This window comes from Empedobacter stercoris, assembly GCF_020281205.1.
Taxonomy (GTDB): Bacteria; Bacteroidota; Bacteroidia; order Flavobacteriales; family Weeksellaceae; genus Empedobacter; species Empedobacter stercoris.
Window position 1 is genome coordinate 32,757 of sequence record NZ_JACXZC010000013.1, and the last position, 14,157, is coordinate 46,913.

14 protein-coding genes are annotated in these 14,157 nt (G+C 32.9%); 11 read left to right on the forward strand and 3 right to left on the reverse strand.

The window, feature by feature from the left end; translation table 11 throughout:
• Positions 1 to 10: 10 nt before the first annotated feature.
• Both panD and panC read right to left on the reverse strand, forming a co-directional pair.
• Positions 11 to 358: an aspartate 1-decarboxylase gene (panD, locus tag IF125_RS07755; protein ID WP_171622959.1), complete on the reverse strand. Its 348-nt coding sequence runs from the start codon at positions 356 to 358 to the stop codon at positions 11 to 13.
• A gap of 87 nt (positions 359 to 445) precedes the next feature.
• Positions 446 to 1,288, reverse strand: a complete 843-nt coding sequence (panC, locus tag IF125_RS07760; RefSeq protein WP_225542087.1) for a pantoate--beta-alanine ligase — start codon at positions 1,286 to 1,288, stop codon at positions 446 to 448.
• A 118-nt stretch (positions 1,289 to 1,406) separates the two neighbouring features.
• On the opposite strand from panC, the gene IF125_RS07765 reads away from it, so the two are divergent.
• The 7 genes from IF125_RS07765 to IF125_RS07795 all read left to right on the forward strand — a co-directional run bounded on the left by IF125_RS07765 (position 1,407) and on the right by IF125_RS07795 (position 9,573).
• Complete coding sequence (locus IF125_RS07765) at positions 1,407 to 2,219, forward strand: glycogen/starch synthase (RefSeq protein WP_171622961.1); 813 nt, start codon at positions 1,407 to 1,409, stop codon at positions 2,217 to 2,219.
• A 15-nt stretch (positions 2,220 to 2,234) separates the two neighbouring features.
• Complete coding sequence (locus IF125_RS07770) at positions 2,235 to 3,845, forward strand: DUF4270 family protein (protein ID WP_225542088.1); 1,611 nt, start codon at positions 2,235 to 2,237, stop codon at positions 3,843 to 3,845.
• Positions 3,846 to 3,874: 29 nt separating this feature from the next.
• Positions 3,875 to 5,722, forward strand: a complete 1,848-nt coding sequence (gene glmS, locus IF125_RS07775; protein ID WP_225542089.1) for a glutamine--fructose-6-phosphate transaminase (isomerizing) — start codon at positions 3,875 to 3,877, stop codon at positions 5,720 to 5,722.
• Positions 5,723 to 5,825: 103 nt separating this feature from the next.
• Positions 5,826 to 6,413 (forward strand): riboflavin synthase, encoded by a 588-nt coding sequence (locus IF125_RS07780; protein ID WP_225542090.1) that lies wholly within the window; start codon positions 5,826 to 5,828, stop codon positions 6,411 to 6,413.
• A gap of 2 nt (positions 6,414 to 6,415) precedes the next feature.
• Positions 6,416 to 7,864 (forward strand): sensor histidine kinase, encoded by a 1,449-nt coding sequence (locus IF125_RS07785; protein ID WP_225542091.1) that lies wholly within the window; start codon positions 6,416 to 6,418, stop codon positions 7,862 to 7,864.
• A complete protein-coding gene (locus IF125_RS07790; protein WP_225542092.1) occupies positions 7,857 to 8,564 on the forward strand; it encodes a tRNA1(Val) (adenine(37)-N6)-methyltransferase in 708 nt (235 codons plus the stop codon). The genes IF125_RS07785 and IF125_RS07790 overlap by 8 nt, the downstream gene beginning before the upstream one ends.
• Before the next feature lies 1 nt (position 8,565).
• Positions 8,566 to 9,573 carry a class I SAM-dependent methyltransferase gene (locus tag IF125_RS07795; RefSeq protein ID WP_225542093.1) on the forward strand — a complete coding sequence of 336 codons (1,008 nt, stop codon included), beginning with the start codon at positions 8,566 to 8,568 and terminating at the stop codon, positions 9,571 to 9,573.
• Positions 9,574 to 9,623: 50 nt separating this feature from the next.
• Here IF125_RS07795 and pckA read toward each other — a convergent pair whose 3' ends face one another.
• Positions 9,624 to 11,195 carry a phosphoenolpyruvate carboxykinase (ATP) gene (pckA, locus tag IF125_RS07800; protein WP_188319452.1) on the reverse strand — a complete coding sequence of 524 codons (1,572 nt, stop codon included), beginning with the start codon at positions 11,193 to 11,195 and terminating at the stop codon, positions 9,624 to 9,626.
• Between the two features lie 228 nt (positions 11,196 to 11,423).
• Between pckA and IF125_RS07805 the strand changes: the two genes are divergently transcribed.
• Genes IF125_RS07805 through IF125_RS07820 form a run of 4 tightly spaced genes read left to right on the forward strand, consistent with a single transcriptional unit; the run spans position 11,424 to position 14,145 of the window.
• Positions 11,424 to 11,660 (forward strand): acyl carrier protein, encoded by a 237-nt coding sequence (locus IF125_RS07805; protein WP_038336002.1) that lies wholly within the window; start codon positions 11,424 to 11,426, stop codon positions 11,658 to 11,660.
• 16 nt (positions 11,661 to 11,676) lie between these two features.
• Positions 11,677 to 12,930, forward strand: coding sequence for a beta-ketoacyl-ACP synthase II (fabF, locus tag IF125_RS07810; RefSeq protein WP_188319453.1), 1,254 nt, complete (start codon positions 11,677 to 11,679; stop codon positions 12,928 to 12,930).
• Positions 12,930 to 13,682, forward strand: coding sequence for a ribonuclease III (rnc, locus tag IF125_RS07815; protein WP_225542094.1), 753 nt, complete (start codon positions 12,930 to 12,932; stop codon positions 13,680 to 13,682). Before fabF ends, rnc begins: the two co-directional genes overlap by 1 nt.
• A 4-nt stretch (positions 13,683 to 13,686) precedes the next feature.
• Entirely contained in the window at positions 13,687 to 14,145 is a 459-nt protein-coding gene (locus IF125_RS07820; RefSeq protein WP_225542095.1) for an IPExxxVDY family protein, read from the forward strand.
• Positions 14,146 to 14,157: the final 12 nt, after the last annotated feature.

Here is a 14,157-nt window from a genome sequence, read left to right on the forward strand (position 1 = left end):
AATTAATTTCTTAATCTAAACGATTATTGTCGTTAGGGAAAACAATTGTTGGTTCGTATGTTTTGGCTTCCTCAAAATCCATCATCGCGTAGGTAATAATGATTACCGTATCACCAACTTGTACTTTGCGCGCAGCAGGTCCATTCAAACAAATTTCGCCACTTCCACGTTTCCCTTTTATAATATAAGTTTCAAATCGTTCACCGTTTTCTTGAACAACGATTTGTACTTTTTGACCCACTACCATATTTGCAGCATCAATCAAATCTTCATCGATTGTGATACTTCCGATATAATTTAGTTTTGCGTCTGTTACCTTAACTCTATGTATTTTAGAGTGAAAAACTTCTACCATCATAATTTTGCAAAGTTACATTGAACTTATAAATTTCAAAACCTATTCCAATATTTTTCAATGGATTTGGAACAAATATTTTAGTTTTTTTTAGAATTGAATATTATCAATTAAACGAACATCGCCTGCATAGGCAACAACAAACCCTCGAATATGTTTTGCTTCAGAAAAATGGTTGATAGACAACAATGTTTCTTCGTCTGTGATTTCGAAATATTCTAATTCGAAAGGAGAGTTTTCAAATTCATTTTCGACAAATGCTTTCACTTCAGCTACATCTTTTCCGTTGTTTTTAAGTTGAACAGCTTTTGATAAAATCGAAAAAATTTGTGGTGCATCTATTGTTTGTTCTGTTGATAAACGAGCATTTCTCGAACTAAAAGCTAAACCAGAATTTGCACGATGAATGGGCATAGGAACAATTTCGACATCCAAATTCTCTTGTTTTACCATTTCTTGAATGATACGAATTTGTTGAAAATCTTTTTCTCCAAAATATGCTCTTGTTGGTTGAACGGCTTTGAATAATTTGCAAACAATTGTTGCAACACCATCAAAATGTCCTGGACGAGAAGAACCTTCCATGACTTTGTCAATTGTTCCGAAATCGTAATGTTTTGCACCTTCATTTGACTCGTATAAATCCTCTACTGTTGGCATATAGACAAAATCACAACCATTTTTCATTAACAATTCCTTATCACTTTCCTCAGTTCGAGGATATTTTGCTAAATCTTCTGGATTATTAAATTGTGTTGGATTGACAAAAATACTTACAATTGTGTAGTCATTTTGAGCTTTAGAAGCCTTTACTAAAGACATGTGCCCTTCGTGCAAAGCGCCCATTGTAGGGATAAACCCGATGGTTTTGTTTTGGTTTTTTAACTCGACGATTACGGGAGTTAATTTTTCCTTTTCGTTAAATACAACCATTCCACTGATTTGTTAAAAAAAAACTAATATCCGGCAAAGCTACTATAAGCAAATAATATATCAACATTTTTTTGTAAATTTGTGCCTTATTATTCATTAGGAAAAGAGAGTAGAAATTATGGAAGGAAAGCGCATATTGTATGTAACAACAGAAATGGTACCTTATTTTCCTGAAAATCCGATGTCTTCTCAAGCATTAGATTTGCCAAAAATCATGCAAAGTAATGGCGCAGATGTAAGAATCTTTATGCCAAGATTTGGAGCAATTAATGAAAGAAGACACCAATTACATGAAGTAATACGACTTTCAGGTATGAACATGATTATTAATGACTTGGATCAACCCTTAATCATTAAAGTAGCATCTGTACCAGGAGAGCGACTACAAGTGTATTTTATCGATAACGAAGAGTATTTTAAACGTAAAGAAGTTTATGGAGAAGGAAATGATTTGTTTTCTGATAATGATGAGCGTTCGATTTTCTTCGCAAAAGGAGTTTTAGAGACAGTAAAAAAATTAAACTGGAAACCAGACGTAGTTCACGTTATGGGATGGATGTCAAGTTTAGTACCATTGTACCTAAAGAAATATTATTCGGATGATCCATTTTTTCAAGATGCGAAAGTCGTAGTTTCACTATTTGACAATGCATTTGATGGAGAATTGGATAATGGATTAATCAATAAATTAGCCTTCGATAAAGTAGAAGGGGAAGTAAAACAATACTTAGAAAAACCGACTCATTTAGGAATGATTCAAGCTTCTTTAGAATACGCAGATGCGGTAGCGAGAGGAGAAGAGATAATTCCAGAAGATGTCAAAAACTATATCAACCAACAAAATATTCCTTTATTAGATTATTGCTCAAAAGAGCAAGCAAAAGAAGTGTACAACAACTTTTATCTTGAGGAAGTAATGAACTCTAATTAAAATCCGTTGAGATTAATGAAAAAATTTTTGAATGTCCTTTCTGTATCTGTTGCAATGATGATTGGAATGGGAACAATGGTTTCTTGTGAAAACGAAACATTAGAATTAGATAACAATGTTATTGGAGGTGAAGCAGATGGGAATGTGAAATCGTTAGATGTATTAGCGTTTAATGCAAGTTTTGATACGATTCGATCTGATAGATTTGTATTGCAAAATGGGGCTTTTGGTGTGTACAATGAACCAATTTTTGGCTCTACTGCATCAAAGTTTTATACGCAATTTAGACCTACTTCTATTGGAGACCAAGATTTTGGTACAGAGCCAAAAGTAGATTCTGTCAATCTTATCATCCCTGTTTATTACAATTCTACAAAAGATCCTATTTCTAAGGATACAATCAACTTGTCTAAACCAGGAGAGAAACCAGAAGATACAGATACAATCCAAATTACAACAAAATACGCTGTTGATTCCTTGTATGGAAAAAAGGATTTGGAGATGACGTTGAAAATTAAAGACATTAATACGGTTTTATATCGAGACTCAAAGTATTTTTCTAAATTAGATGGTTCAGAATCGCCAATAGATGCCAATTCGAGAGTGATTGGGACTGCTAAAATTGGAAAAACAGTGGTGAGTAAAGTTGTAAAACAAAAAACAGGAACAACTAATATTTCGGAAGAAGCAGTAGGTTACAAAGTCTCTTTAGATAAAGATTATTTTGACGAAAAAATCATCAAGAATGCTAAAACAGGATTGCTTTCTGATTATGCAACATTTATTCGTGAAAACATCAAAGGGTTAGAATTTTCTGTAGAAGAAACGGATGGATTTATCATCAATTTTAATCCAAATAAAATGGATTTAAAAATGTATTATTCATACAAAAATCCAACACCTAAAAAAGATACAGATAAAGAATACAAAGAACGTTTGGACGCAACCTATGATTTTGATTTCTCTAATCAGTGGAATTCAGGTACAGCGAATAACTCAAATGTAATTGCTTCTCAAATTGTAAATAATATAACAGGTTCTACTTATTCAACAGTCCAACCAGACTCTATAAAGGGTGATGCAAGATTGTTTTTGAGTGGAATGAGTGGTAACTATGCGAAATTAAAATTCAACACCCAACAGTTAGATGAATTGAAGACAGAAATGTCGAAAAGTGATATTGCTATTCTTGGTGCCAAATTGAAATTTTATATAGATGAATCATATGGTTTTCCAAAACCACCGTATATAACTGCTTGGAATAACTACAAAAAAGAGGACAAAATTGTTAATGAATTATATGCAGATGTTTTAGAATTTTATAATTCGTATCCACTTTCTGTACACTTTAATCCTCAAGTAAAAGGAAAAACAGAGTTTTATACAATTGATATCACAAAACATCTGAAAAGTATGTTAGAAAAAGGAAATGAATTTAAAGACCAAACAATGTACATTACATTGGGTAATTTTATCACTTCTGTTTCTGATGCGACAACTATCAATAGTACAAACCCATTCCAAAATAATAGAGCATACAATCCGTATAGAATTGTATTGCACGGGAATAACACAGAAAATGATGCTAAAAAATTAAAACTATTAGTATATTATTCAAAAAAATAACAATTTAACTTAAAATACTATATAACATTATGTGTGGAATTGTAGGATATATTGGTCATCGCGAAGCGTATCCAATTATTATAAATGGATTGAGAAGATTAGAGTATCGTGGTTACGATAGTGCTGGCTTAGTCCTTTCTACTGGTACTGATTTTGAATTAGTAAAAACAAAAGGAAAAGTTTCTGATTTAGAAGAAAAATCATCAAATTTAGATAAAACACCTCATTTAGGAATTGGTCATACACGTTGGGCTACACATGGTGTTCCAAACGATGTAAACTCGCATCCGCATATGTCAAACAGTGGACGTTTGGTTTTAGTTCATAATGGTATTATTGAAAACTATGAATCAATCAAAAAATTGTTGATCGAAAAAGGTTATGTTTTTCACAGTGATACAGATACAGAAGTTTTAGTAAACTTTATTCAATTATTTCAAGAAGAACAAAATCTAAATTTAACAGATGCTGTTCGTTTAGCGCTTAATGAAGTGATTGGAGCTTATGCTATAGCAGTTTTAGACAAAGAAGAACCAAATACAATTGTTGTTGGACGTTTAGGATCTCCATTAGCAATCGGAATTGGTGAAAACGAATTCTTTGTAGCTTCTGACGCTTCTCCGTTTATCGAATTCACGAAAGATGCTGTTTATTTAGAAGACGGAGACATGGCAACAATTACTTTAGACAAAGCAGTTGATGTACGTACAATCAAAAATAATGAAGCAGTATCTTTAGATGTTCAAGAATTAAAATTAAATATCGAAGCAATCGAAAAAGGAGGGTACGAACATTTCATGTTAAAAGAAATCAACGAACAACCTCGTTCTATTCGTGATACAATGCGTGGACGTTTATTGGTTGACGAAGGTGTCATCAAAATGGCAGGTATTTGGGATCATCAAGAGAAATTCTTAAATGCCAAACGTATCATTATTGTAGCTTGTGGAACGTCTTACCATGCAGGATTAGTAGCAGAATACATGATCGAAGATTTCGCTCGCATTCCTGTAGAAGTAGAATATGCATCAGAATTCCGTTACCGTAATCCAATCATCAACAAACATGATGTGGTAATTGCAATCTCTCAATCAGGAGAAACGGCAGATACATTAGCAGCGCTTAAATTAGCAAAAGAAAATGGTGCCTTTATCTTCGGAATTAACAATGTTGTAGGTTCATCTATCGCTCGTATTACAGATGCTGGGGCTTATACACACGCAGGTCCTGAGATTGGTGTTGCTTCAACAAAAGCTTTTACAGCTCAGTTAACAGTTTTAGCATTGATTGCATTAAAATTAGGAAAACACAATGGTGAATTATCAGCAGAGAAATTCAACTTGTTAACACGCGAATTAGAGCGTATTCCAGAATTAGTGCAACAAATTTTAGATAATTGCGAAGGCGTTATCGATAAAATTGCCGAAAAATACAAAGACAATAGAAATGCAATTTATTTAGGTCGTGGGTATAACTTCCCATCAGCCTTAGAAGGTGCATTAAAATTAAAAGAAATTTCTTACATCCACGCAGAAGGGTATCCTGCAGCAGAAATGAAGCACGGACCAATCGCATTGTTGGATGAAAATATGCCAGTTATTGTTATTGCAACGAAAAAAGGATATTACGAAAAAGTAGTTTCTAACATTCAAGAAATTAAATCTCGTAGTGCAAAAGTAATTGCAATTGTAAACGAAGGCGATGAACAAGTTACTGCAATGGCAGATGATTATGTTGTAATCCCAGAAACGGCAGAAGAGTTTTCTCCAATTTTAACAGCTATTCCATTACAATTATTATCTTATTGGATTGCTGTAAAATTAGGTAAAAATGTAGATCAGCCTCGTAACTTGGCAAAATCAGTTACAGTTGAGTAAAATAAATATTTAGATCAATAATTAAAGGGGTGATGTTTTAAAATCATCCCTTTTTCATTTTATAATTTTAGAATTAATTATTACTTTCACCAAAAATAACATCATGTTTACAGGAATCGTTGAAGGAGTTGGAAAGCTTGTAAAAGCAGAAAAAGATCAATCTAATTTACATTTATGGATTGAAGCTGATTTTTGTGATGAACTAAAAATAGATCAAAGTGTAGCACACAATGGAGTTTGTTTAACAGTTGTTGATTTTAAAGATGGTCTTTACAAAGTCACAGCTATAGAGGAAACACTACAAAAAACAAACTTTAACACCTTAAAAGAAGGCGATTTTCTCAATTTAGAACGATGTTTGCAATTCAATGGTCGCATAGACGGTCATATCGTTCAAGGGCATGTAGATCAAACAGGAAAAGTAGTTTCTATTGAAAATCAAAACGGAAGTTTTTTTGTTACCGTAGCTTATGACGAAGCATCGTCTGGAAATGTAACTGTAGAAAAAGGTTCGATCTGTCTAAATGGAATTAGTTTAACCGTTGTAGATAGTAAAGTTGGTCAATTTTCGGTAGCAATTATTCCGTACACTTGGGAATTTACAAATCTCAATCAAGTGAAAGTTGGAGATACCTTAAATTTAGAATTTGATATCTTAGGAAAATACGTCAAAAGATTATTTCAAAAATAAAAATGATTACAAGAAAAAATAACTTATCGCTACCTGTTCGTATTATCATTTACATGGTAACGATTTTGTTATTTACAGCAGGCGCAATTTTATTGATTACTGCTAATCATTTCAATGATCAAACCAAACAATATCACGAAGATATTCTTAAAAGAAAGGTAAGAGCAGTAGAAGCTGCGATAGATTATGAGATGGATAATTACCCTGGAATTGCAACCAAGGATAATATTCATAACCTATTAGAAGATGGTTTTCTTCGCATTGGAGATATCAACAAAACAGATATTGTGGTTTACGATTTGCGTGGAAATAAAATCCTTACAACTCAACCTGTATCGACAACTTATGATGTTTTACCGCAAAAGATACTCGATAAACTCAAAAATTCAAATGATTTTATTGTAACGAATAAAGATTCTAATGACGAGAGTGATATCTATTCATCGTATAGTAATATCAAGAATTATTACAACGAAAACATTGCCATTCTTTGTTTACCTTATCAATCCAATCAAGATTTTTTACAGCAAGACATGTTTACCTTAATTGGAAGTTATGGATTGGCTTTTGGTGTAATTCTTTTATTCGGAACATTAGCCGTCTATTTTGTAACTAAACGTACATTGAATAAACTTTGGTCGTTTGCAGATCGTATTCGAGAAACAGAAGTAATTGTCAACAATATGCCGATTCGTTACGATGGAAATGACGAGATTAAAGTCTTGGTCGATTCCTATAACGATATGCTATTTCGATTAAAAGAACAATCCGATTTGTTGGCCAAACAAGAACGTGAAGAAGCGTGGAGAGATTTTGCCAGACAAGTAGCTCATGAGGTCAAAAATCCATTAACTCCAATGCGATTAATGATTCAAAATCACATGAGAAGATTTGATATCAATGATCCTGATCTCGAAGAGAAAACAATGCGCACAGGGAATATTTTATTGCAACAAATTGATACAATTTCGGCAATAGCTGAAGCTTTTTCTGATTTTGCTAAAATGCCTTCTCGTAAAGACGAAAAAATTGATGTGGTTGATGTCATCAAAAACGCACTTTACGTATTTCCGATGGAATTTATCGAATTTAATTATTCGCCTAACATCATCATGATGCGTTTTGATAAACAATATTTGAATCGTATTATCACCAATATTACCAAAAATGCTTTTCAGTCTATACCACAATCTCGTACAGCAAAAGTAAAAGTTGATGTGACGTTGGTTAAAGATTTTCTTCATATCACCATTCAAGACAATGGAGACGGAATTCCAGTAGAATCTCAGGACGCTATTTTTATTCCAAAATTTACAACAAAAAATAGTGGAATGGGAATAGGTTTGCCAATGGTGAAAAAAATTATTGACGATTACGATGGAACCATTCGTTTCGAAACCGAAATTTCTGTTGGCACAACATTTTATATATTGATTCCATATAATGAATAGAAAACCTTTTCGTTTTAAACAATTCGATATTTTTCAAGATAAAACGGCGATGAAAGTTGGCACAGATGGTGTTTTGCTTGGCGCTTGGTCAACTTTAGAAACAGGCGAAAATATATTAGATATTGGCACTGGAACGGGATTAATTTCCTTGATGTTAGCTCAACGTTTTCCACATGCAACAATTGATGCTATCGAAATTGATATAAATGCTTTTTTACAAGCAAAAGAAAATTTTGAACTTGCAACTTTTTCTGAGCGATTAACGGTTTTTAATGCATCACTTCAAGCGTATTCTACAGATCAAAAATATGACTTGATCGTAAGCAATCCACCATTTTTCATAGTAAATGACACGGTTGATTTTGATGCGCGAAAACAAGCGCGACAACAAGAAACCTTAACATTTGAAGAGCTAATCAAAAAAACGACTGAATTGCTTCAACAAGACGGTTTAGCGAGTTTTATTATACCTTACGATCAAATGGGTGCTTTTTGTAAAATTGCTTCGCAAAACAACTTAAAACGATCAAAAACAGTCTATGTAAAAGGAAATGCAACTACTGCAATCAAACGTGTTTTATTAGAATTTAGTTTTCATGACAAGAAATGCTTTGAAAACGAGTTAATCATCGAAGTCGAACGTCATCAATATACCGAAGATTACATTAATTTAACAAAAGAATTTTATTTGAAAATGTAATATGAATGCTTATCAACAATATCAAAATACTTTTTGTTCAGAAGAAATAAAATCAGTAGTAAAATTAATAAATCAGATTAATTTTAAGGATTTAGGAATTAATGAATATAATATAGATTATATCGAAAATATGCAACCTACGTTATTTTATTACTTTCAAATGTTTGATTATTCTTTGCAAAAACTGATCAATTTTGCACCTATTAAAGGTGAATACATTGTTGACTTTGGTGGTGGTCATGGTTTTTTAAGTCTGTATTTAAAACAAAAAGGATTTAAAGTGATTTATTGCGATTTTAATCCGAGTTCTGTTTCAACAATTCAGAAAATAAGTCAAAAAATAGGTTTTGGTCCCGATTATTATATTGAAGGATCTTATCAAGAATTGTTACAATTTATCAAGGATAGAAATATCAAAGTAGATTATTTGATTTCGACAGATACAATAGAACATATTCATGATTTGGATGAAATGTTTAATTATTTCAGTCAGCTTAATTCTTCAATAAAAATGTTATTTACAACAGCTTCTAATCCTAAAAATTTCATTAAAGCGAAAAGATTAAGAAAATTAATGGAGAAAGATGAAATTGAAGAGTACTGTCCAAAGAGAAAGGAATATCTAAAGAAAATAGGTCCAGAATTAACAGAAAAGGAATTAGAATTATTAGCAACTAAATCTCGTGGTTTGCGTTATGTGGACTTGATTGATTTTTTGGAATATTACCGACAAAACCAAGCTGTGATGCAGGTTGATGTTGATCAATATAATTGTTGTGAACCCGATTTTGGTAGTTGGATGGAACGTATATTACCATTGTCTGATTACCATAAATTGGCAAAAAAATATAATTTTAGCTGTACGATAGAAAACGGTTTTTATTGCGATGTTGATAAAAAAGGCTTTAAGAAAAAAGTGGTTTCTTTAGTTAATTTCAGCGCTTTAAAAACGAGTCAATTAGGGTTGATTTTATCTCCGTTTATAACATTAAAGTTTGCTCCAAAATAAAATTCTGGATTACAATTGCAATCCAGAATTTATATGATTTAATTTTAATCTTAAATTGTTGGTCCTCCAGCTAATAAATCAGCATTTGCAAATTCTTCGAACTTTTTGAAGTTTTCTTTGAATTTAGCTGCCAATACTTTCGCATTTTCTTCATACGCTTCTTCTGTTGCAAATGAAGTTGCAGGATTTAATTTTTCTGATGAAACACCATCTATTGCAACTGGAACTTCAAATCCGAAGTATGGATCCTTTTTAAACGCTGCGTTATCCAAATCTCCATTTAATGCTGCATTGATCACTGCACGAGTATCTTTTAACGACATACGTTCTTTTTTACCATTCCAACCTGTGTTAATTAACCAAACATTAACGCCAGTTTTTTCTACTTTGTCGCTTAACATTTCAGCATATTTTGTTGGGTGCAACGGCATAAATGGCGCACCAAAACATGTAGAGAATGTCGTTTGTGGTTCTGTAACACCAGCTTCTGTACCAGCCACTTTTGAAGTATATCCTGAGATAAATAAATAAGCTGCTTGATCTGGGTTTAATTTAGCGATTGGAGGGAAAACACCAAAAGCATCAAATGATAAGAAGAAAATATTTTTAGGATTTTTTCCTACAGATGGAACTGCAATATTCTCGATGTAATCAATCGGATAAGAAACACGTGTGTTTTCTGTAATTGTTGTATCAGTGAAGTCAACTTCGTTTGTCCCTGGAACTAATTTACAGTTTTCTAATAACGCCCCTTCTTTAATTGCTGCAAAAATTTCTGGTTCTCCTTCTGCAGATAAGTTGATTACTTTAGCATAACAACCACCTTCAAAATTGAATACAGTATTGTCTTCAGTCCAACCATGTTCATCATCACCAATTAAACGTCTGTTTTTATCAGCAGATAAGGTTGTTTTTCCTGTGCCAGATAACCCAAAGAACATGGCAGTATCTCCGTTTTCACCAGAGTTCGCAGAACAATGCATTGGTAATGTGTTTCTAAATACCGGTAAGATAAAGTTTAAAGCAGAGAAAATTCCTTTTTTCATTTCTCCTGTGTAACCAGTTCCACCATTCAAAACTATTTTACGTTTGAAGTTTAAGATAGAGAAATTGTGTTGTCTTGTACCATCTTGGTCTGCATCAGCAACAAAAGTTGGCGCATTTATAATTGTCCATTCAGAATCTCCGAAGTTGTTTAATTCTTCTTCTGTTGGACGAATAAACATGTTGTAGATAAATAAATTAGCAGCAGGTGTTTCTGTAATTGCTCTAATTTTAGTTTTGTAGGCGTCATCTGCACAAGCAAAAGCATCGCGTACATAAATTTCGCGGTTGCTTAAGTGCTCAACTACTTTATCATATAAAGCGTCAAACTTATCAGAATCAAAAGGAATATTTGTATTTCCATCCCACCAAACGTTATCAGCCGTAATATCATCTTTTACAATGAAACGGTCTTTTGGTGAACGCCCTGTAAATTCTCCTGTTAGCATATTAATAGCGCCAGAAGATGTGATTTCTCCCTGTCCTAATTCTACCATTTTCTTGGTAAGTTCTTCAGGAGATAATTGATAGTTAATTTTGGAATTTTTTATTCCGTAAGATGCCAATTCTATGCTCATTTTTGTGATTTTATAGTATTTTTAAAATATTAAAGGTAAAAACTTTGCACAAAGTTACAATAAAAAAAAGCGTGAAAAATTTGACTTATGTCATTCACTTAAACGTTTTCGTGAATTAATATTCACACTATATTTACAAGTTGTTATGCATGCATATAAAAAAAAGCTTGTATTTAATATAAGTTTTATATTTTTGCAGTAGTTTACAACAATTAAAATTAGAAAATTATGTCTGACATTACATCAAGAGTGAAAGCAATTATCGTGGATAAATTAGGAGTTGACGAAAGCGAAGTAACGCTTGAAGCAAGTTTCACTAACGATTTAGGAGCTGATTCATTAGACACAGTAGAGTTAATTATGGAATTCGAAAAAGAATTTGATATTCAAATTCCAGACGATCAAGCAGAGAAAATTTCTACAGTAGGTCAAGCTGTGACATACATCGAAGACTTAAACAAGTAATAGTTCCTTAATTTTTATGGAATTAAAAAGAGTAGTAGTAACAGGTTTAGGCGCGCTAACACCAATCGGAAATACTTACCAAGAATACTGGAAAGGATTAGTGAATGGTGTAAGTGGCGCCGCGCCTATTACGCTTTTTGATGCAACTCTTTTTAAGACACAATTTGCTTGTGAGATCAAAAACTTCAATATTGAAGATCATTTTGATCGAAAAGAAGCGCGCAAGATTGATCGTTGTGCCCAATTGGGGATTGTGGCTGCAAGAGAAGCTATCAAACACAGTGGGATCTTAGATGCTACTAACGTAAACAAAGAGCGTATCGGTGTTATATGGGGATCTGGTATTGGTGGAATTAAAACTTTTGAAGAAGAAGTTTCGAATTACGCAACAGGAAATGGAACACCACGTTTCAATCCTTTCTTTATCCCTAAGATGATTGCAGATATCACACCTGGTCATATTTCAATGGAATTTGGTCTTATGGGACCTAATTATACAACTGTTTCGGCATGTGCCTCATCAACAAATGCAATTATTGATGCGTTCATGTTATTAAGACTTGGAAAAGCAGAAGCAATAGTAGCAGGAGGGTCAGAAGCTGCGATTACAGCATCAAGCATTGGAGGTTTCAATGCATTACATGCGTTATCTACACGAAACGATGATCCACAAACGGCTTCAAGACCATTTGACAAAGACCGCGATGGTTTTGTAATGGGTGAAGGCGCTGGATGTATTGTTTTAGAAGAGTACGAACATGCAATTGCACGTGGAGCTACAATTTATGCTGAATTAGTAGGAACAGGGATGACAGCAGATGCTCATCATATTACAGCACCACATCCAGAAGGAATTGGCGCTTTAAATGTGATGAAAGAAGCTTTATTAGACGCAAATATCAAAGTAGAAGACGTAGATCATATCAACATGCACGGAACATCTACACCATTAGGAGATATTGCAGAATCTAAAGCGATTCAAAAATTATTTGGAGAACATGCATACAATATTCAAATCAATTCAACTAAATCAATGACAGGTCACTTATTAGGTGGTGCTGGAATTATTGAAGCGATTTCGGCTATTGGAGCTATCAATAACAGTATTGTTCCACCAACAATTAATCATTTTACGGATGATGAAAATCTTGATCCTAAAATTGATTATACATTTAACAAAGCAAAAGAGAAAAATGTGGATTATGCATTGAGTAATACTTTTGGTTTTGGTGGTCACAATGCGTGTGTGATATTTAAGAAGTATAAGTAATGTCTTTCTTAAAAAAATTATTTTCTTTTAAAAATCATCGTGATGATTCAAATTCATCTGATCCTTTTTTGAAATTTTTGAACGAGACCCTGGGTTATACCCCTCAAAATATTGAGGTGTTTAAAGAAGCATTTACCCACAGATCAGCGCAAAAAAAAGATGAAAATGGAAACAGTATCAATTTTGAAAGATTAGAGTTTTTAGGAGATGCATTACTTGGTGCTTCTACAGCAGTACATTTGTACTATAAAGCACCAGACCAACAAGAAGGATATTTGACAAAAATGCGTTCTAAAATTGTTTCACGCAAGCAATTAAACGCTGTGTCAAAACAACTTGGTCTGTTGGATTATTTAGATCCTATGAACAATCACAACAATTTGGGGGAAGACGTCAATGGTGATATGTTAGAAGCTTTAGTCGGTGCAATTTATGTAGATGGAGGAATAGATGCAGTCCAAAAATTTATTCAAATCAAAATTATTGACCCTTATGCGGATTTAGATCGTTTGGAACATACCATAACAAGTCACAAATCGTTGATCTTGGAATGGAGTCAAAAAACGAGAAATACAATAAGATTCAATACATTTGAGGAGCAAAATGCAGAAGATCTTCAGGTCTTTGTATCCGTTATCCGTCTTAACGATAAAGTTATCTCAAAAGGGAGAGGAACTTCAAAGAAAAAAGCAGAAGAAAGTGCCGCAAAACGCGCGTATTATTCACTACAAAAGAAAATAGAAAAAGTATAGAAGAATGGCAGAGTTACTCTTATATGATGAGTGGATAGATTTCCATCTAATAGGCGTAAATTCAAGCTTTAATACTTCGACACAATTTATTTTCCATCTCAATTCTACTTATGATACGCGTTTTCAACGTATCAATGATTTGGATATTTGGTTAGATGATCATACCTATTTTTTCGAAACATACGAATGGATAGATGAAACCAATAAGATAGATTATCATATCATTAAAAATATCCCAAATCAATCCGATTCTAAAAAAATTGAAGTAGATTTATCAAATCTTTTCAAAGAGAGCATTATTCTTGTGCCTAATTACAAGGATTGCAACTACATTGTCAAAGTGTCTGGCTGGGAAGATGAGATAGAGAATCTTCCACTTCCATTTGTAGAAAAAGATTTTATTAAATTAATTAAAAAAATAGATATCGATTTAATCAGTACAGCTGATAGATTGGTTTTCTAACAAAATATTGTG